The sequence below is a fragment of the Clostridium fessum genome (genome assembly GCF_027698965.1).
GTDB classification, from domain to species: Bacteria; Bacillota; Clostridia; order Lachnospirales; family Lachnospiraceae; genus Otoolea; species Otoolea fessa.
This window is the reverse complement of the sequence record NZ_JAQEQF010000004.1, coordinates 307,203-327,949: the sequence shown is the minus strand read 5'-3', so window position 1 is coordinate 327,949 and position 20,747 is coordinate 307,203. Positions and strand designations below refer to the sequence as shown.

Sequence of the window (20,747 nt, the reverse complement as noted above, 5' to 3'; positions counted from 1 at the left end):
TTTGTCTTGTGCCCTATATCTTTTCCTTTACGGATATTTCGAATATCTCCTATGATTACACAGCTTATCCCTTCTTTTTTACAGTATTCTGCAAACCATCTGGTCACCTTATGAAGGTAATCCTTTACTGCATTCTGTTTTTTCCGATAAAGCCTCTTGATGTGTTTCGAGGAGCTGAGATATTTTATGCCGTTTTCCACCTGCTGTGCATACCATATTGATTGAACCCTGCTGATTTCTTTGTGAAAGTATCTTTCCAGCGAAAGATATTTTCTTCCTAGAATAAAACTCCTTCCATTTCCGGAATCATAACAGGTCATCAGATTATGAATTCCAAGATCAATTGATAAATAATGACCATTCAGGGAAAGCGGTTCTGGCTCTTTGATCTCATAAATAACGATAAGGTCACATTTTCCATCTTCCGGTGGATAGATCCGCAGCTGTTTTATGTGATCCATGTTCCTGAAAATCTTATTTTCAAGATATAGAAATTTTTCATGAATCCCATAAGCTTCTTCCATATAGCTTTTCAGATCCTTTGACAGAGACAGCCGCAATTGGTCGGAACCTTTCTCGTGCCGGATTCCCATCTGCATGTAAGTGATCGGTATATTGTCCTGTTTAAATCGCGGCGGATTTGGATCTTTGATCCCACCGATCTTTTTAAGGACATAAAATGATTTCCAGGCTTTATCCAGCTGCTTGCAGGTCTCCTGCGCTGTCTGGGATGGAAGCTGTCTATACCACAGATCTCCTTTATGCGCTTTCTTCTGATAATACCAGTCAGGATACTTCTCCAGCCCCAATTCTTTATATCGACGACGTTCATAGTTGCAGACATTCCAGAACTTGGAAGCAGCGTAACACATATGCCCTATAATATTAGAATATTCCGACCGGATATTAACCGATGTTCTGTGAGACAACAGCATTCTCCTCCCCCCTTCAGACAGCCATGCATATGAATATTTACAATTCTATGCGCTTTCTTCTGATAATACCAGTCAGGATACTTCTCCAACCCCAATTCTTTATATCGACGGCGTTCATAGTTGCAGACATTCCAGAGTTTGGAAGCAGCATAACACATATGCCCTATCATATTAGAATATTCCGGCCGGATATTGACCGATGTTCTGTGCGACAGCAGCATTCCCCTTCCCCCCTTCAGACAGCCATGCATATGAATATTTACAATTCACATTGAATTAATACGACTTGCTCTGATGTTCAATATAACGGCGAATATTTTCCTCAGATACGGATCCGATCGTTTCCACATAATAGGAATGGTTCCACAGTTCTCCCTTCCACAACTGGTTTCTTATTTCCGGAAAACGTTCGAATAATTTCCTGCCTGTGATCCCCTTCAGATACTTGATAATGGCTGTTATTGACAGTTTTGGTGGAGCTGATACAAAACAGTGAACATGATCTCCTTCACCACATTCAAATAAATGAACGGTAAAACCTTTATCGTCAGCTATCTGCTGCACGAGTTCCTGCAGGTATTTCTCAACTTCTGGGGTTAATATCTTCCGTCTGTATTTCACCGACCAAACCATATGGTAGTTAATATTACACACGCAAGTTCTATAATGTATCAGATTTCCTTTCATACATATAGTATATCATATTGAAGTGTAATACGCAATTATTATTCGAACATATTTTCGCTTTTATTGTATGCCGGTTACGGCATTACTATCAAAGGATGAGAATTATTATACTATTTACATTGTGCAGATATGCACACTCCTGCGCTTTCATCTCGGTAATTGAATTGCCGAGGATTCCCGCTTATTGTCCTAAAAATTTGCGGCACTCAGAATTCCTCCCTCTTGTGAAAACTCCATAATCAAGTGTGCATTTTCCCGAATCAGTTTCTTGAAATAACTCATTTCCATATCTGAATAACCATTTATATTCTCCCACTTGTAATCTGGCAAATAGCATATCGCATTGTGAAATCCATCTTTTTCATCGGGTGTTTCTATATAAACTTTAACCCTGCCATCTGCCCGCATTTCAGAATGGGTAATTTCCGTATCATCATTTAAGGTCATAAATGGGTACATCATCTTTCTTCCTCCTCTCATTTATCCTCAAAACAGTTTTAACCACGGCTGCTTTCTACTTATTCAGCATCCCCATCACCACAACCACCACAAACAGTACCACCATCACGCCGATAAAAATATCCATCGTCCGCACAGAGACATGCACATGGTCATAGATGCGCTCTTTGATGGTCTTTTCTTTCATGAGTTCCAGCTCCCGGCGGAGCTTTTCATTCTCCGCTTCCAGTTCCTCCAGAGTTTTATCTGCCGTCTCCTCTGCCGCTTCTTTCGCCGTCTCCAGTTTTTCGCTCACTGTTTCTTTTATCGTCTCATTCTTTTCCAGCATTTCGTTTTCGCTCATCCTTGTTCCTTTCAGAATATGGCTTGTTTTCTCTGCTGCTCACTCTGAAACAGCCTCTTCTCTTATTATATCCATAAAAATAAGTTCAGGCAATCCAAAAATATTTTTCCGTCACTGTCAAAGCAAGCGCTGGCACGCCATCTCGTCCACCATCCCCCTGCCGATTACAACTTTTCAGATTTATACAAGAAAAAATCCTGCCCGGCAGTTTATATAATAGAAGATTCCAACGGATTATCCTATTATAAAAAACTCCCCCGCCATGCATCCATGGAGAGGGAGTTTCTGATTTCTTTTAGAACTTATATTTATGTACGGTTTCAGACGACTTTTCATATGGTACATACATTCTCGTCAGAACACAGTTAATCTTATTACTTCTTCGCAATATACTTACGGATATCCAGCGCAATCGCAACAACGATAACGATACCCTGTGCAATATACTGGTAGTTCGGGTCGATGCCGAGGAACTGTAAGCAGGTCTTTAAGAACTCGAATACAAGTACACCGATGATAACACCGGAGATACGTCCGATACCACCGTTTACAGATACACCACCGATGGTACAAGCTGCAATAGCCTCCAGCTCGTAACCGTTACCGGTATTTACACCGGCACCACCAGATTTAGCTCCCAGAAGGAAACCTGCGATAGCATACAGTGCAGTAGCTGTTACATAGATGATGATCTTGGTTTTCTTAACATTTACACCAGCAACCTCTGCTGCTGCCTCGTTGCCGCCGATTGCATACATATATTTACCATGGCGGGTGTAGTTAAATACGAACCACATGATCGCGCCGATGACAAATGCAATGATGAACAGGTACGGAATACCGAAGAAGTTACCATTTGCAATGATGGTATACTCCTGACGATAACCGCCTAACGGAACGGATTTTGTGTAAACCAGGTTGATACCGTATACGATCATCTGCATACCCAGGGTACCGATGAAAGCCGGTACATTCAGGTAAGCAACTACGATACCATTGATAAGACCAAATACACAGCAGATAGCAATACAGATAAGGAGAATCAGCCATACGTTCTGCTCGCCAAATCCTTTGGTAAGTTCAAAATGTCCGCTGTAATCACTCTTCTGGAGCAGAGTACCTGCCAGGCAGGCAGAAAGTCCAACCAGACGTCCTGCAGAAAGGTCGGTACCTTTCGTAATCAGACAGCCGGATACGCCGACTGCGATGATGAAACGGCATGCTACGTTGATGGAAATGTTGCTAAAGTTGCTACGGCTGAAGAAGTTCTGTTTTGTCACACCAACAAAGAGAACCATCAACAGGATCAGAATAACGATACCGTTATTGATCAATATATCTTTTACATTCAGTTGTTTCTTATCCATTCTCTCTTCCTCCTTTAGAACTTAGTCGCGTAGCTCATGATACGCTCCTGAGTTGCTTCCTCACCCTGTACCTCACCGGTAATGTGACCATTACACATGACAAGGATACGGTTCGACATACCAATCAGCTCCGGCATCTCAGATGAAATCATGATGATACCTTTGCCCTGCTTTGCCAGGTCAATCATGATCTGGTAGATCTCATACTTGGCACCAACGTCGATACCACGGGTCGGCTCATCCATGATGAGGATATCCGGGTTGTTGGCCAGCCAGCGGGAAATCAGAACCTTCTGCTGGTTACCGCCTGAAAGTGACTGAATCAGTGTCTTACTGCTCGGCGTCTTGATTGAAAGCTTTGCCACGTTATCCTTGACAAGCTGCTCAATCTTCTTCTTATTCAGTTTGATACCATAGTGTAAATACTGATCCAGGGAGGAAATTGATACATTATCTGCAATGGACAGACATCCCAGAATACCAGTTCCGCGTCGGTCCTCGGTAATCATACCGATACCGCCCCGGATTGCATCCTGCGGACGCTTAATGTTCATTTTCTTACCCTTAATATAAACTTCTCCGGATTTAATATGACGCATACCGAAGATACCTTCCATCAGTTCCGTTCTCTGAGCACCTACCAGGCCGCCGAATCCAAGAATCTCGCCTCTTCTAAGGGTGAAGGAGCAATCCTGGAAGGAACGATCATGGATACTGGAATATCCTCTGACATCCAGCAGTACCTCTCCGGCTTTTGTATCATTCTTCGGAGGATAGATATTGGTCAGCTCACGACCAACCATCTGTTTGACGATCTCATCATCCGAAATCTCGTCCATATGCCAGGAACCAACATAGGTGCCGTCTCGCATGATGGTAATATCATCACAAATCTCACGAATCTCCGCCATCTTATGGGAAATATAGATGAGGGATACGCCTCGTGATTTCAGGTCACGGACAATGCGGAAAAGCGCCTCTACCTCATTATCCGTCAAGGAGGAAGTCGGCTCGTCCAGAATTACAACTCTGGCATTTAAGGATACAGCCTTGGCAATCTCGACAGACTGCATCTGGGCGATGGACATGGTTCCCAGTTTTGCCTTCGGGTTATACGGCATCTTAACATCGTCCAGCCATTTTGCTGTCTCTTCAAACATCTTTTTATGGTCGATGACCTGAATCGGACCAAATTTCTTGGTTGGATAACGACCGGTGTACATATTCTCTGCTACCGTTCTCTCAGGTATCGGCTGCAGCTCCTGATGTACCATGGCCAGTCCTCTGTGAAGGGCTTCATCCGGATTGTGGATCTCCACTTTTTCTCCATCCAGATATACCTCACCTTCATCCATATGATAAATACCAAAGAGACATTTCATCAAGGTGGATTTACCAGCGCCGTTTTCTCCCATCAGTGCATGGACGGTGCCGGGACGTACTTTGAGGTTTATCTTGTCCAGAGCTTTTACGCCAGGGAAGCTTTTCGATACCCCGCGCATCTCCAATCTGTACTCTGCCATCCCATTCTCTCCTTTCATAAAATCGGGTGTGCCATCTGCACACCCGACACTTTATTCACTCCCCCGCAGGGGAGTGATATGTTCATAACCGTCCTTCTCTGAACAGCTACAATTATTTAATCATTTCCAGAATATCGCCAGCGTTCTCAGTTGTAACCTTTACATAGTCTACCATGTATACGTTGTCAACATCTTTGCCGTTTACGAAATCAAGAGCTTTGTCAGCTGCTGTATGAGCCTGTCCGAAGTAATCGTTGAATACGGTACCGGTCATCTTGTCGTTCATAACGTTCTCAACAACCTCAACCAGAGCATCAACACCTACCAGGTAGATATCTTTGTTTACAGTTCTTCCAGCTGCCTCGATAGCCTGCAGAGCACCAAGAGCCATAGCATCGTTGTTGCAGAATACAACATCGATCTTGTCGCCGTACTGGGACAGAGCGTTAGCAGTGATCTCCTGACCCTTTGTCTGATCCCAATCACCACGCTGCTTGGTCAGCTCTTCAACCTCTACGCCAGCTGCCTTTAAAGCCTCAACGGATTTCTCAGTTCTGTACTGAGCATCTACGTTCTCCGGATCTCCCTGAACCATGATGTAACGAACAACGCCGTCGCCGTCTGCATCACCCTTGTTCTCAAGCTCAGCGATCTCTTCACCCTGATATGTACCGGACTGTCTAGCATCAGCACCTACATAAGTAGCTTTGATGCCGTCGTCAACCCAAGCCTGCTCTCTCTCAGCATCCGGCTCACGGTTGATGTAAACAACCGGGATACCTGCTTCGTTGCAGATGTTGGTTACATCCGGCTCAGAAGAAGCCTGAACCAGGTTGATGATCATAACATCAAATCCCTGGGTAACGAAGTTACGGATCTGGTTCATCTGCTCGGACTGGTCATTCTTACCATCCATGATGGAGATGTTCTCTGCCTTTAAGCCAAGCTCATCTACTAAATATTTCTGAAGTTCGTTTCTATACAGTGTCATGAAGTTATCAGCGAACTGGTAAATAGAAATACCAACTTTAACTTCTGCCGGATCTTTTCCTTCGATTGCTTCTTTAACAGTCTCTGCTGCGTCAGCTGCTGCTGTTGTCTCTTCTGCCGCTGCAGTTGTCTCTGCCGGTTTGCTGGAGCAAGCAGTTACGGAAAATGCCATTGCAGTTGCCAAACCAAGTGCTGCTACTTTTTTCAGTTTCATAATGTTTGTCCTCCCTTAAACTTGCGTATCCGTTTGCGCTGTCCGGATCCACCGAACAGTTAAATTTTCCGCATACACACATTATACAGTTTCGCCGATTCGTCATTTTTTCTTATCGACACCTTTATTATACGGATCGTTTGTACACTTTTCCATATAATTTTCTTGGTTCTTATATAAAATTTTTTTAGATCCTTTGTGATTTTATTCACATATTCTTGTTTTTCCGGTGTGAAACTGTGGGATTTTATGGTAAATCAGCAACAGTCAACGCTTTCTGACTGCATTGATAATAGGTTCCTTCCTCTAATTCGACCTTTTCCTGTACATTTTGACCAAGTGCCTCGGCGGTAGCTATCTCAAAAATCACTTCTGCATACTCGTCGCTGTCGCACTGGACTGTTCCATACAGCTTTCCGCTCTTAAGCCCCTCGATTCCCTGCGGGGTTCCGTCGATGCCGACCACCTTCACACCTCTTGTGTCACCAGCGCGTTCAAGCGCCTCGGCAGCTCCGAGCGCCATCTCATCGTTGTTGCAGATCACCACCTCGATCGCATCCCCGAACTGGCGGATCCACTGTTCCATCAGCGCCGCTGCCTGGCTCCGATCCCAGTTTGCCGAACCACCGGTCAGTTTTTCCAGCGGAATACCTCCGTCGCGCATCGTCTGTACCGACCACTCTGTGCGGATCAGCGAATCCTGATGGCTGCGCTCGCCCTCCAACATCACATATCCCACGGTTCCATCCTCGTTTAAATCAAGACTGCCTGGATTTTCCTGATACGCATCCACCAGAAGTTCTCCCTGCAGAACCGCCGATTCCCGCGCGTCCTCCCCTACATAATAGAGGTGCTCCCATCGTTTCATATCCTCCTCGACCGGTTCGCGGTTGAAAAATACGACCGGCGTCCCGGCATCCATCGCCTTGTTGATGACATACGATGCTGCCGAGCGATCCACCATATTAACACAGATCGCATCGTATTCCAGAGAAAGGAAACGATCTACCTGGCTGTTCTGCGTATTTTGGTTTCCCTTCGGATCCATGATTTCCAGATTGACCTTAATGCCCGTCTGCTGCTCATATTCCTTCGCCTTTTCCTCCAGGCTGGAACGGATATTGTTGATAAAGGCATCCTCGCCCCGGTACAGCGTTACACCGATACGGATGCTCTTTTTTTCTGCCGGTTTTGCCGCGCTGCATCCATTTAAAAGAAGTGTGCCCACTGCCAGAAGTGCCAGCGCCATCTGAATGCTTTTTCCGTTTTTTTTCATCTTTCTATACTCCCTCCCGGATTTTTAATCAATCGGGTACAGCATCTTCTCATATTTCTTCGAGCGCAGCTCATCCTTCTCTATATAGTAGGATTCCAATGAAAGCTGGCTTCTCTCCTGCTCTTTTTCAATCGCCTGCACTGCTTTTTTGACCGCAAAATAGCCCGCGTCAAACTGGTTTGTTACCACCAGCCCCCGGATTGTCCCCTTGTCAAGCTGATCCAGCAGGGACGGCATCATCCCGACGCCGTATAGCCCGGAAATGTATTTTCCGTACACGCTGCTTCCGCCGACAATCTCCGCCGCCTCCGCTGTGCTGGCGAAATCCAGTGCCGCCACCACCGCCGTGCCGCTGCCCGGATAAACTGTTTTTTCAATGACGGAACGGTAAGTATCATCGGTGCCGCGCGGCACAATGGTATAGGAAAAGCCCTGTTTTTCCAGCACCTCCGTCAGCCCCTGCTTCATCTCCCCCGCCTTGCCGATATATGGGTTATCTGCAAAGATCCAGACAGGAAGATCGGGGCTCTGTTCCGCCGTAATCGCCTCGCCCAGCTTTCTCCCGGCTGCCGTCCAGTCCATATGAACCGCCCCCTTGACCTCCTCATCCGGTGATAATTCACCCAGCAGGATAATCGGCGTTCCATATGTATTTTCTTCCAGATATTGGCGGCATTCCAGCTCATCAACCGGCTCCAGTATCACTGCCCCGGCACCGTCTGCCGCTTCCCGGCGCACCAGCTCCATCTGCTGTGCCAGATTATCCTTTTCATACAGGGTAATAAAGCTGACATCTACATTATACTCAACCGCCGCCTGATCCACGCCCTTGCGGAAGTTGACGTAATCATCATCCGAAGTATCGCTGATAATCAGGGACACCGGGTAGACCTCCACCTCTTTTTCCTTGATGATCCAATCCGTGGAGGAAAGGAGATACAGCAAAATAAGTCCCACACACAGGATTCCCCAGAGCACCAGCTCCTTTTTTTTTCTCACTCCATATCGCATTGATCTGTCGCCCCCACTTTTACACTTTCTTCTCTTCCAGCACTTTCTCGTAAGGCACTGCCGGAAGATGAATCTTCACCGCGGTTCCCTCATCCGGCTCCGACTCGATCGAAAGACCATATTCCGCGCCGAAATACAGCTTGATCCGCTCGTTGACATTGCGTACCCCGATGCCGGATCCGCGCTTGGATGCCACGTGCGCCGTATCGGTAAAGAGGCTCTCGACCTGTTCCTCCGTCATGCCAAGCCCATTGTCCCGCACCTCCAGATACAGCTCTTTTTCCTCCTGCCAGGCGCGCACGAAGATCTCGCCGTCGCCGTCCATATATTCCATGCCATGGTAGATCGCATTCTCCACCAGCGGCTGCAGCATCAGTTTTAAACTTGCAAGTTCCAAAACCTCATCATCTGACTTGATCGTATAGGTAAACTTATTTTTAAACCGCATCTGTTGGATCATCAGGTAATTCCGGACGTGTTCCAGCTCATCCTTCACAGTAATTAAGCTCTTGCCGCGGCTTAAACTGATACGGAAGAACCGCGCCAGCGCCGTCACCACCTTGACCGCCTCCGTTTTCTGCTCATTTTCAATCATCCAGACAATGATATCGAGCGTATTATAGAGGAAATGCGGATTGATCTGCGACTGCAGCGTATCAAACTCCTGCTTGCGTTTCGCCTCATGCTCACGCACAATATCCTGCATCAGGAGGCGGATCTGACCCGCCATATCACTGATCGATTTTCCCAGATGGCGGATCTCATACGAACCGCCGATGTACACCGGTGCGCTTAAATTGCCCGCCTCCAGGACGCCGACCGATTTTTCCAGCTCGCGGATCGGATTCGTGATCCTCGATGAAATATAAGAGTTAATCAGAGCCAGAATGCACAAAATGAGGGCAATGACAAATACGATAAAAAGCCGGGTTTTGATCGTGTTGAGCGACACGGCATTTTCCGGCGTCACCCCGACCACCTTCCAGCCCGTGTAGCCGATCGTCTTGACCGTCGCCATCCGCTTTTTTCCGGCAAATATCTCCTCATGATTTCCGTCCGAATAGCCGGCTGCCTGTCCATTGTTCTCCTGCACCCAGCCGGAATCCAGAAGCTGCATCTGCGGGTGGTAAAGAATCTCGCCATTTCCGCTGATCATATAGAAATAACCGCCGCGCCCCGTCGTGATGCCGCCAAAGAGCTGTTCCAGGCTCGAATAGCGAATATCGACCAGAAGGACGCCCTGCGAGGTCGAGGTTCCGTGTGTCAGTTCGACCGCCCGCGATAGCGAAATGACCCATCGGTATTGATTTTCCGCATTGTCAAACACATACTGTACGTGCGGCAAGGAAAAATGCTGGTTTTCCGTCCGGTTTAAGGCGCTCCGGAACCATTCTTCCTGCGTCACATCCACCTCATTTTTCAGACGCACCGCCGGGACTGCCTCCAGAAGCGCCCCATCCTCCGAAAACAGGGCAATATTCTCCACATTATCCTTATTATTATCGTAGAGAAGCGTAAATTCACTTCCAAGCGACTGGCTCGACAGATCGGCATTCTTGATCGTGCCATAATAAAGCGAGTCGGACAGCTTCATGATCGTGCGGAGATACGACTCCACAGAGCGCCCCACCTGCGCGATCAGGTTCTGGCTCTCCTCCTGTACTACTTCCGTGACCTGCCGTGACATTCTCTGGTACAGCGACAGGGAGATCAGTACACTCGCCGCCAGCGCCGTGATCGTAAAATAGATAAAGATCATCGACCGGATGCTGGCATCGTCAAAGAGCTTTTTCTTCCAGATCGTCCTTTTTTCACCCATTATGCCTCCCCGCTCCGGTGTGCCGTGCGGTACCGCGTCGGGGAAACACCGAATTTTTTCTTAAATACGTAACTGAAATAGTTCTGCTCCGGGTAGCCGACCTTTTCCGCGATGATATACGTCTTGTCGTCAGTTGCCATCAGAAGCTCGACCGCGCGCCCCAGCCGGACATCGGTCAGATAGGCGATGTACGCCTGTCCCGTCTCCTTCTTAAACATCGTTGAAAAATACGCCGGGCTCATATGCAGATGGCGGCAGATCTTCTCCACCGACAGCTCCGGATCTTGAAAATTGTCCTGAATGTACTGCTTCGCCTCGCGGATCACGTTTTTTGTCGTATTGCTCCGCTCTTCTTCCATTCCGGCATTCATCTTGAGCGCCACCTCGGTCAGGTACGGGCGGACATTCTCCATCTTCTGGACGCGCCCCAGAATCTCGAAATAATCATTTTCCACGCCAAACATCTCGCTGATCCGCAGATCATACTGCTGGGAGAGCTGTGTCAGCACATTGATGATCGCAAGCACATACGCCTGATACTGGCGGTAATGCACCCGCGCATCCTCCATCCGGCTCACAATCCCGTCTATCACGGAACGGATCTTTTCCTTCGGTCCAAACTTGACTGCCGCTATAAGCTCCGACTCCATCCGGCTGTCGAACCGGAGTTTTTCATGCCCGGACGGCTCCATATCGCCGATGCAGATCACACCGCCGGAACCTGTGATCGCACGGTAACCGAGTGCATTGAGTGCAGTGTGGCACGGGCGGCTTAAATCCGTCAGCGAACTGCAGCTCTCGCCCACGCCGATCGTAACCGATACCTCCAGAATTTTCTTCGTCTCCTTGCAGATATCGCCCAGCAGGGCAATCAGCCCGGTCTGTGTATTGTCTTTGTCGATCGCCACCAGAAGGATCGTCTCAAAGGAAGAATGGAATACAATAAAACGGTACTGCCCTTCCAGTTTTTCCTCAATCAGATTGCGGACGGAGATCGGAATCAGCTCCCGCTGCTGATGCAGCGAAACTGCCTTGTCCACCTTCTCATCCGGTTCCAGATGGATCGCCGCAATCACCCATTTGACCGCACCCGCAACGTCGATCGCATATTCGTTCAGTTTTTCCTCAATCTGCGCTTCCTCCATGCCGCCGTGAATCAGGTCATTCAAAAAATGTTCCCGGATCGCCGGAAGACTCTTGATATAACTTTCCCGAAGCAGGGTAACATTCCGCTTCTGCTCGATCTCCTCATCGAGATTTTTCTTGATTTTCTTTAAAATCGCCGTCAGCTCTTCGACATTGACCGGCTTTAAAATATATTCGATCACATTGAGCTTGATCGCCTTTTTGGCGTACTCAAATTCATCAAAACCAGAAAAAATCACGATCTTGATGGACGGATATCTCTGCCGTATATTCTCCGCCATCTCCAGCCCGTCCATATATGGCATCCGGATGTCTGTCAGCACAACATCCGGCTCATTCTGCTCGATCTTTTCCAGCGCTTCCTTCCCGTTCTCCGCATCCCCGATCACCTCGAATCCGGCATCCTGCCAGTCGATTTTGCGTATGATGCTTGTCCGTACTTCCTCCTCGTCATCTACCAGCATGATTTTATATGGGTTCATATGGATTCGTCCTTTCAGTTCCTGATGCAATGTTGTTGTGAGCCAGTTTGTCTTAGGACTCTGGAGCTCTGCTACGGTATCCCCATTCCAGCTTTCCCTGACACCTCATGAGGAAGTGGCTGGGCAGGCTGGAATGAGGGGAATTTCTTTCTTTACATTATACCACATCTTTCTTTATTTGTGAGTTTGTGATTTTTCACTGGCAGGTTCCAATTTCTGTAAAGGCGTGCTTCGTCCCCGGGTGCGGGAACCCGGTTCCACACAGCGTCTGCATCCAGTCCGCCGTCCGCGGCAGGCGAGACAGTCTTCATCTATTTCATAAACGGCATTTCCATCAATGATCAGCCGGGTGTTCATAGCTCTGAATCCTTTTCTTTCTTATTTTTTATAATATACTATATGTGGTTTTTCCTGTCCCGGTGCTTTTTTTCTTTAAACATTCCCGTTCTTTTTCGATTCCAAAAGTGCCTACCCGTGAACCAAAACGTCTTTTTTTCCTCTCATCTGCATATATTGAGACAAAGATTTGGGAGGTTTTTTTCGTGAACCAAGATGTTTCTCTCAAAATGACCGAGTTAGACCGCTTGACCTCACTCCCACATATGCAGCTTGTCAAGGCGGCGCTTCCCTATATTCACATCCCGGAACAGCGTTTTTTCTCCCTGTTTGTGAAATTCCGCGAACTAGAAAAGACGATGCAACTATTTGCTGATCCGGCCGACGGTGAGATCGGAATCTGCTCGGTGGGCGAACGCGACAAGGATTCGCCGGTTGATATGCTGAAAGCGATCAAGCCGTATGGCACAGAGGAAGAGCAAAGTTCGATCGATCTGGTCTTAAATTTTATCGAAGGTTCCCGCCTCTATGAATCCTACTGGCAAAATATGCCGCAGACAGCATCCTTTCCGACTTCGCAAGATATCCAGAATGATTCACCCAATTCTGATGCAGTTCCGGCATCTGTCCTTTACCCGCAAGCCGAATATTCCCGCAGACAGAAAAAAACCACAGACCGTGCATCTGGCACATCCACTTCAAACAGACAGGAGGCACACACTATGGAATTTCAAAACTGGAAACAGGATCCGAGACTCCGCTCCATGGATCCAGACAAAATAAAACAGATGGAACAGTTAGCCGATCAGGCAAGAAACACGCCGCAAGACAAGCTTCTGCCGCTTCTCATGAGTCTCCGGGGCAGCAACGGTTCCCCGCAATTCTCAACCTCAGAAATGGACACTCTTTTTTCGATCCTGACAGACCAAATGCCCCCAGCGCAGAAACGGCAGGCGGAAATGCTGCGGATGCTGAGCCGGCAGATGGGCGGGGCAAATAAATCATAAAACCAGAGTTGCCACTGCTATTTTTCCAAATCATGCTACAATTCATTTCGATAATGGGAAGCTTGTGATGCAGGCTGAGAGGAAACCAAAAGTTCCGACCCAAAACCTGATTTGGATAATGCCAACGTAGGGACAGATATTTTGAGACACCTGAGCGCCGGATATTGTCCGGCGTTTTTGGGTTTCATTAGGAAATTATGTCCTATGAAACAAAAAAACTCATCTGGGGGTTCCTATCTGCTTCCAGATAAAAATCCCCAAATGAGATCTGACTCTCACAGCCTATCTAATTTAGTAATTTGCTAAATCGCTCTCATCCTGCACCACCACAATCTTCGTCCCGGTATCCACCTGGCACACAACCTTTTTCATATCTTCCTCCGGAATACTGATGCATCCGGAAGTTCCCGTATTATTCCAGCTCTTCGGGCAATGCAGAAAGATCGCCGATCCCTTTCCCGGTGTACACTCCGGATTATAATCCAGTACCAGGCCATAATTATACTGCGGCGCCTGCGCCATCAGATCCTCCGCCGAATTCCAGTCCTTCTGTACCTGCTTCGTATTTGCCAGCTTGTTATAATACTGGCTGTTTCCGTCATCCACATAATAATCGCCGTCCACGATCTGGTGATACGGCAGAATCGTTCCCGGATTTGCCTTCAGGCCAAATGCCATCGTAAAGCGGTACACACCCGCCGGCGTCTTCTTATCGCCCTCCTGCTTCTGCATCGTGATACCGTTCATGCCGCTGACCGCTTCTTTCGACATCACCTGCACCAGTTTTCCATCTGCATCGCGTTTATACCAGTCCAGACGGCTCTTCGCCGGATCCTGGCGGTTGCCAATCACCACAATCAGCTGCGTTGCATCCTTCGCCGCCTCCAGTGTATTTACATCCCCGTTGTAGCTTGCCGTAAGCGCCGGTCCTGTCGCTTTCTCCGCCGCCATCGCAGCCGCCGGAGCTGCCGCACTCATCAACATGCCTGCTGCCAATATCACCATTGCTTTCTGCTTCATTCTCAATTTCATCTTATTTATCTCCTATTATTTTATGTATCTGAATTTCACTCAAAAATCGGCTGCTTTTATCTTTCGCACACCTTTTTCCACACACTCTGTCAGTTCCTGCCACTTTCCAGTCCAGCCGCCTGCAGCATCGCCTTTCCAAAAATATGATGAAACAGCGCAATCACGCGCCCCACCAGCATGACAGCACAGACCGTTCCAATGCCGATTCCCACCGGTTTTCCCGCAAACAAAAGTCCCATAATCAGTGACAGAACAATGCAAAACGCATCCACACAGTTCTTCATCAGACCCGTGCCGATTCCAAAGGTGTCTGCAAACACCTGCACCAGACCATCGCCCGGATTTGGCACCAGCCGCATTGACAGGGACATCGCCGCGCCGATGCCTGTAAAAATCAGGGCAAGCATCAGCACTCCCAGGCGTCCTAAAAGTCCAGAAGCCGCCGGTCCACATTCTTCCAGCGGCGGTATGCACGCTGAAAATACATTCAGAAATCTTGTAAATGCAATACTCAATGGAAACTGCAGAGCATCTTTCATAAGCAAGCTGCGTCCTGCTTCTCCTTTCTCCCGCAGATGAATCGCCGCCTGAATCAAGACAAAGATACCATACAGGACAAAGGTCATATCACCAAAATTCCGGTTCCAGATCACGGACGCTGCATACGAAAGTGAAATAATCGGCGACACTCCGAGTCCTGCTTTGGTATTGAGTGTAAGCCCCATCGCCAGAATCAGAAGCCCCATCAGATAAAAGCCCCACCGTGCTGCCCCGCTTCCCGTCGTTTTCTCCGTCATTTCCATGTTGTGATTCAAGATTTCCTCATCTCTTTTTCTTAATATTTGTTAAACCTATTCTATTATAGATCCTCCTCTTTCCACTTGACAAGCGCTTCCTGTATTCTAAATCTTCCAATTTTCTTACGAAATAAATATTCCAGCCTGCCTACATTCTACAATCACAGCCTACATCTTACCATTGCGCCCCATTGAACCCACGACAAATTTCTGCTGCCACCAGATTATCTTACAGCACTTTCCGTTCTCTTTACTTTTTCCATCCCCTATGCTACACTAAACTCATGATTTTAGCTGTATCAAAGGAGTTTTATACATATGAAAAAAGATATGACCGAAGGGCGGGAATGGTCCTCCATCCTGCTCTTTTCCCTGCCCATCATGGGGGCAAACCTGCTGCAGGTTTTGTACAACCTCGCTGACAGCGTGATCGTCGGAAACCTCATCAGCGCGACCGCCCTTGGAGCCGTCGGACTGACCAGCTCCATGACCTGGCTTCTGACCGCCATCTGCACCTCCATCGGTGCCGGCGTCAACATCGCAGTCGCCCAGTATTTCGGTGCCAAAAAAGAGACGGATATACAGGAATCCATCTCCGTCTCCTATCTGATTGCCGTGATCGCAAGTATATTTTTAACTGCCGCCTGCTTTCTGGCAGCCCGTCCAGTTATTTTCGGCTTTTTGCAGGCACCGGAAGAAATGCGTTTCGACAGTATGGCATACTTTCTGATCTACAGCGGCGGAATTATTTTCCAGCTGCTCTACAATGTCACCTACGGCATCCTGCGGGCACACGGGGATTCGCGCGGCGCACTCATTTTCCTGATGATCTCCGCCGCCCTGAACATTGTGCTGGACTGTGTGTTTATCTCCATCTTTCATATGGGCGTCTCTGGCGCGGCTGCCGCGACCGTGATCGCACAGGCAGGTTCCGCCATCGCCAGTTTCCTGTATCTGCGGCATATTTTCCCGGATCTGCTGCCGAAACGGCGTTATCTCTGCGCCTGGAAGGGACAGGGGGCGCTGCTGATGCGCCTGAGTATTCCGATCATGCTGCAGACGGGCGTCAATTCGATCGGTTTCCTCATCCTGCAGCGTCTCATCAACTCCTTCGGCGCTCCCAGCATCGAGGGCTACGCTGCCATGCTGAAGGTCGAACAGCTCGCGCACATCCCGTCCCAGAGCTTTAACGTCGCCATTTCCAGCTTCGCCGGACAGAATATCGGCGCTGAAAAACTGGACCGTGCCCGCCGCGGCTACCGCACCACCATCCTGATGGGCGTCCTGATCAGTATCTCCATCAGTATCGTAGTTCTGCTTTTTGACCGGCCGCTTCTCCAGATCTTCAACATCACCGGAGAGTCCCTGCGGCGCGCAAAGGAACATCTCGACATCCTGATGTTCTTCATCTGGACCAGCACGATCACCAACATCACCTGCGGTTTTCTGCAGGGTGCAGGCGATGTCAAGATCCCGGCAGCTTCCGGCTTCATCAACCTGGGCATCCGCCTCGCGCTCTCCTTCCTGCTGGCGCTCACCCCGGTTGGCTTCCGCTGCTACTACGTGAGCATGCCGCCCGCATGGCTGATCGCCTGCTTCGTAGTTGTGATGCGCTACCGGAGTGGAAAATGGAGGGAGTTTCGGATTGTAAAAGAGTAAAGAAAAGGGATGGAAGAATTCACTTTGAGGGTGATTTCTTCCATTAAACCTACAGACATCTTCTTGGTACAAAACTTTTCTGCTGTTCTTTCGGACAGCACATAATGTAAGGAGCCCAGAAGCGGTGAAGAAAAGATCGGCTATTCCGATGCTACCGCTAGAAAATTTTGTTCTGTCCCTCTTTTCCAGATGATCGGATTCCCGCATTCAAACGCTTCCTAATGCGTTTTTTGTTTCATAGGACGCAATTTTCTATGAAACAAAAAGCAAAAAACAGCACCCTGTGTATTTTCTTCTCGAAATACACAGGATGCTGTTTTTTAGTCCAACGGATCAATCTCAATCATCCCGCTTGATTCCGCCCGGATTTTTCACAATTTATTTCATAACAATATTCACAATCCGTCCCGGAACGTAAATTTCTTTTACGATATTTCCAGTCAGCTTGTCCTTGATAGCCTCTTTACCAGCGGCGATAGCATCTTCTTTGGAGATGTCTGCCGGTACGGTAATGGTCGCGCGGACTCTGCCGTTGATCTGAACGGCTACCTCTTTCTCGTCATCCTTCATCTTCTCTGCGTCGCACTCCGGCCAGGAAGCATGGAAGACACTGTCGGTGCCGCCGAGCTCCTGCCACAGCTCTTCACCCAGATGCGGTGCGAACGGTGCCAGCAGGATAGTGAAGGTCTTGAGGGTTTCTTTGTCGATGCCACCCTCTTTCTTCGCCAGATCGATGAGCTTGTTGTTGTACTCCATGAAACCGGAGATAACGGTATTCAGGCTGAACTGCTCGAAACGCTGCTCAATGTCGAATACCAGTTTGTGGCGCAGTTTAACCATTTCCTTGGTCTCTTTGATGTCTTTGTCCTTGCTGGTCATAACCAGGTTGTAGAAACGGTTCAGGAAACGGGATACGCCCTCGATACCGCGGTCATCCCACTCTGCATCCAGTTCCGGCGGTCCTACGAAAAGCTCATAGAGACGCAGAGAATCGCAGCCGTAGTCGCGTACCAGATCATCCGGGGATACGACATTTCCTTTCGACTTACTCATCTTGATACCATTCTTACCAGTGATCATACCCTGGTTGAACAGCTTCTTGAACGGCTCGTCGAAGTCAATAACACCGATATCGCACAGGAACTTGGTGTAGAAACGGGAATACAGCAGATGCAGTACTGCATGTTCAACACCGCCGATGTACATATCAACCGGCAGATATTTGTCTGCTTTCTCACGGGATACCAGTTCTTTATCGTTCTTATTATCTACATAGCGCAGGAAGTACCAGGAAGATCCAGCCCACTGCGGCATGGTGTTTGTCTCACGTTTTGCCGGAGCGCCGCAGCACGGGCAGGTGGTGTTGACCCACTCGTCGATGGCTGCCAGCGGGGATTCGCCGGTACCAGTCGGCTGATAGCTTTCTACCTCCGGAAGTTTTAACGGAAGCTGATCCTCCGGAACCGGTACGTTGCCGCACTTCGGGCAGTGTACGATCGGGATCGGCTCGCCCCAGTAACGCTGACGGGAGAATACCCAGTCACGCAGCTTATAATTGACTCTCTTGTGACCGATACCTCTCTTCTCAATCATTTCCGGCGCTTCTTTTTTCAGTACGGAAGATTCCATACCATTCCACTCGCCAGAGTTGATCATCGTGCCGGACGCCTCGGTATACGCCTCAGTCATGTTCTCGATCTCTTTGCCATCTTTTGCGATAACCTGGATGATCGGGATATTAAATTTCTTTGCAAACTCGAAGTCACGGTCATCGTGTGCCGGTACGCACATGATAGCGCCGGTACCGTAGTCAGCTAATACATAATCAGACAGCCAGATCGGAACCTTCGCACCGTTGATCGGGTTGATTGCATAAGTTCCGGTAAATACGCCGGTCTTTTCCTTATCCTGCAGACGGTCTACGTTGGAACGCATGGAGGAATCGAAAATGTATTTCTCAACTGCCTCGCGGGTCTCATCGGTTGCCAGGCTCTTTGCCATCGCGTGCTCCGGAGCCAGTACCATGAAAGTTGCACCGTACAGGGTGTCCGGGCGGGTGGTGTAAACGGTGATTTTCTCATCGCGTCCCTCTACGCCGAAATCAACCTCTGCACCGTAAGATTTGCCGATCCAGTCAGTCTGCATCTTTTTAACCTTCTCCGGCCAGTCCAGTTTGTCCAGATCATTTAAGAGGCGGTCTGCGTACGCGGTAATCTTGAGCATCCACTGACGCAGGTTTTTCTTGGTAACCGGGGTACCGCAGCGCTCACAGCAGCCGTTGACAACTTCCTCGTTTGCCAGACCTGTCTTACAGGACGGGCACCAGTTGATCGGGAATTCTTTCTCGTATGCCAGGCCTTTTTTGAACATCTGGACGAAGATCCACTGGGTCCATTTGTAGAATGCCGGATCTGTGGTATTTACTTCCATATCCCAGTCATAGATGGCTGCGATCTCGTTGATCTGACGTTTAATATTTTTAATGTTGGACTCGGTCGAGATAGCCGGGTGTACGCCCATCTTGATCGCGTAGTTCTCTGCCGGCAGACCAAATGCGTCCCAGCCCATCGGATGGATCACGTATTTGCCGCGCAGCAGCTGATAACGGCTCCATACATCTGAAATAACGTAGCCTCTCCAGTGACCAACGTGCAGACCACTTCCGGACGGATATGGGAACATATCCAGGCAGTAATATTTTTCTTTCTTTCCATCGTTTACATTGATGGGATGTTTTTCCCAGTTCTCGCGCCATTTTTTCTCAATGGCGGTATGATTGTACTGTGACATCTTTGTTCCTCCTGTTTTCTGCTTAACCCACGCTGATTTTTTGCTATTTCCTGTCAAAATCCGGCTCCAGTCTCTAAAATGATGATTCATTATTGCAATCGACTGGTCCGTTGGCAGTTGCATAACATCCAACCCTTGCGGACATTCTTTCAATCCGGTAACGTCAAAAACGCCCTGCGTCTCTACATTACCTGTATAGAGACGCAGGGCGAAAATTCCAACTGCGCGGTACCACTCTATTTCACACGGAATCCGTGTGCTCCTCATCGTCCTGTAACGGCGGATGACCGGCTCTGTCTACTCGGGTATTCAAAAACACTTCTTTCAACAGGCTGCTCCCGGACCAGTTCGGCGGCTTCCTTCCGCTGCCTCACACCATCCGGCAGCTCTCTGTAGAAATTTCGCGGCTTACTACTTCCGTTCATTGCATTTGTGCTATCTGGTAGAATAGCATAAATGGGAAGAAATGTCAAGTAACGTGACCTTCTCAAACTTGCACGTGACAGATTCGACGTTCTTTCAATACATGACATTTTCGACAATCTTTCAATCACCGTCAAACCTACACCTGAATCCGCTCTGCCACTTCATCGCCCAGTGCCAGCCGAACCTTTCCATTTCCGATGATCAGACCATCCAGCACACGTCCAAGGACCCGGATACGGCTTCCTTCTTTGATTCCATAGCGCTCCAAAAAGTTCATCACATCCGCATTTCCAAACATCCACTTGATTTCACAGGACTCTCCCGCCTGCACCTTTGCCAACGACTGCATACAACGACCTCCTGACTGATATTCCGCTTTCTGTAACTGTTCAGTACCTTCACAGTCACGCGCAAAAATCCATTAAAAATTGCCTACGGCAATGGGATT

18 protein-coding genes, 1 riboswitch and 1 other annotated feature are annotated in these 20,747 nt (G+C 48.4%); of the genes, 2 read left to right on the top strand and 16 right to left on the bottom strand.

All coding sequences use genetic code 11. The annotated features are described in order from the left end of the window. The 12 genes from PG862_RS07700 to PG862_RS07645 form a co-directional block, all read right to left on the bottom strand. Positions 1-872: RNA-guided endonuclease InsQ/TnpB family protein (locus tag PG862_RS07700; protein WP_270707025.1), on the bottom strand; the 872-nt coding region annotated here is incomplete at its 3' end. Positions 873-1,211: 339 nt separating this feature from the next. Beyond that, positions 1,212-1,622, bottom strand: a complete 411-nt coding sequence (gene tnpA / locus PG862_RS07695; RefSeq protein ID WP_118628723.1) for an IS200/IS605 family transposase — start codon at positions 1,620-1,622, stop codon at positions 1,212-1,214. Positions 1,623-1,811: 189 nt separating this feature from the next. Next, positions 1,812-2,084 carry a hypothetical protein gene (locus tag PG862_RS07690; RefSeq protein WP_107001611.1) on the bottom strand — a complete coding sequence of 91 codons (273 nt, stop codon included), beginning with the start codon at positions 2,082-2,084 and terminating at the stop codon, positions 1,812-1,814. Positions 2,085-2,136: 52 nt separating this feature from the next. Then, positions 2,137-2,424 (bottom strand): hypothetical protein, encoded by a 288-nt coding sequence (locus PG862_RS07685; RefSeq protein WP_227589388.1) that lies wholly within the window; start codon positions 2,422-2,424, stop codon positions 2,137-2,139. 374 nt (positions 2,425-2,798) lie between these two features. After that, positions 2,799-3,791: a galactose/methyl galactoside ABC transporter permease MglC gene (locus tag PG862_RS07680; RefSeq protein WP_107001612.1), complete on the bottom strand. Its 993-nt coding sequence runs from the start codon at positions 3,789-3,791 to the stop codon at positions 2,799-2,801. Positions 3,792-3,805: 14 nt separating this feature from the next. Next, positions 3,806-5,314 (bottom strand): sugar ABC transporter ATP-binding protein, encoded by a 1,509-nt coding sequence (locus PG862_RS07675; RefSeq protein WP_107001613.1) that lies wholly within the window; start codon positions 5,312-5,314, stop codon positions 3,806-3,808. 112 nt (positions 5,315-5,426) lie between these two features. Continuing rightward, a complete protein-coding gene (locus PG862_RS07670; RefSeq protein WP_181357250.1) occupies positions 5,427-6,518 on the bottom strand; it encodes a substrate-binding domain-containing protein in 1,092 nt (363 codons plus the stop codon). A gap of 247 nt (positions 6,519-6,765) precedes the next feature. Next, positions 6,766-7,794: a galactose ABC transporter substrate-binding protein gene (locus PG862_RS07665; RefSeq protein WP_118492072.1), complete on the bottom strand. Its 1,029-nt coding sequence runs from the start codon at positions 7,792-7,794 to the stop codon at positions 6,766-6,768. 24 nt (positions 7,795-7,818) lie between these two features. Further along, entirely contained in the window at positions 7,819-8,793 is a 975-nt protein-coding gene (locus PG862_RS07660; protein ID WP_107001676.1) for a substrate-binding domain-containing protein, read from the bottom strand. A gap of 31 nt (positions 8,794-8,824) precedes the next feature. Then, positions 8,825-10,624 (bottom strand): sensor histidine kinase, encoded by a 1,800-nt coding sequence (locus PG862_RS07655; protein WP_270707016.1) that lies wholly within the window; start codon positions 10,622-10,624, stop codon positions 8,825-8,827. After that, positions 10,624-12,252, bottom strand: a complete 1,629-nt coding sequence (locus tag PG862_RS07650) for a response regulator transcription factor (RefSeq protein ID WP_118472438.1) — start codon at positions 12,250-12,252, stop codon at positions 10,624-10,626. The genes PG862_RS07655 and PG862_RS07650 overlap by 1 nt, the downstream gene beginning before the upstream one ends. Positions 12,253-12,426: 174 nt before the next feature. Continuing rightward, positions 12,427-12,609: a hypothetical protein gene (locus PG862_RS07645; RefSeq protein ID WP_107001618.1), complete on the bottom strand. Its 183-nt coding sequence runs from the start codon at positions 12,607-12,609 to the stop codon at positions 12,427-12,429. A 185-nt stretch (positions 12,610-12,794) separates the two neighbouring features. Here PG862_RS07645 and PG862_RS07640 point away from each other — a divergent pair, with 185 nt between their 5' ends. Then, entirely contained in the window at positions 12,795-13,595 is an 801-nt protein-coding gene (locus PG862_RS07640) for a hypothetical protein (protein WP_233430273.1), read from the top strand. Positions 13,596-13,639: 44 nt separating this feature from the next. Next, positions 13,640-13,745: riboswitch (TPP riboswitch) on the top strand. Positions 13,746-13,886: 141 nt separating this feature from the next. Here PG862_RS07640 and PG862_RS07635 read toward each other — a convergent pair. Next, positions 13,887-14,627 carry a L,D-transpeptidase family protein gene (locus PG862_RS07635; RefSeq protein WP_270707014.1) on the bottom strand — a complete coding sequence of 247 codons (741 nt, stop codon included), beginning with the start codon at positions 14,625-14,627 and terminating at the stop codon, positions 13,887-13,889. Between the two features lie 89 nt (positions 14,628-14,716). Next, complete coding sequence (locus PG862_RS07630) at positions 14,717-15,442, bottom strand: YczE/YyaS/YitT family protein (protein WP_270707012.1); 726 nt, start codon at positions 15,440-15,442, stop codon at positions 14,717-14,719. A gap of 300 nt (positions 15,443-15,742) precedes the next feature. Between PG862_RS07630 and PG862_RS07625 the strand changes: the two genes are divergently transcribed. After that, positions 15,743-17,083 carry an MATE family efflux transporter gene (locus tag PG862_RS07625; RefSeq protein WP_118684547.1) on the top strand — a complete coding sequence of 447 codons (1,341 nt, stop codon included), beginning with the start codon at positions 15,743-15,745 and terminating at the stop codon, positions 17,081-17,083. A gap of 378 nt (positions 17,084-17,461) precedes the next feature. On the opposite strand, the gene leuS is transcribed toward PG862_RS07625, so the two are convergent. Both leuS and PG862_RS07615 read right to left on the bottom strand, forming a co-directional pair. Next, positions 17,462-19,873 carry a leucine--tRNA ligase gene (gene leuS / locus PG862_RS07620; protein ID WP_022360162.1) on the bottom strand — a complete coding sequence of 804 codons (2,412 nt, stop codon included), beginning with the start codon at positions 19,871-19,873 and terminating at the stop codon, positions 17,462-17,464. Between the two features lie 194 nt (positions 19,874-20,067). After that, positions 20,068-20,307: a binding site (T-box leader), on the bottom strand. Between the two features lie 128 nt (positions 20,308-20,435). Continuing rightward, on the bottom strand, positions 20,436-20,648 hold the full coding sequence (locus PG862_RS07615) for a FeoA family protein (protein ID WP_022360163.1): 213 nt from the start codon (positions 20,646-20,648) through the stop codon (positions 20,436-20,438). Positions 20,649-20,747 lie beyond the last annotated feature (99 nt).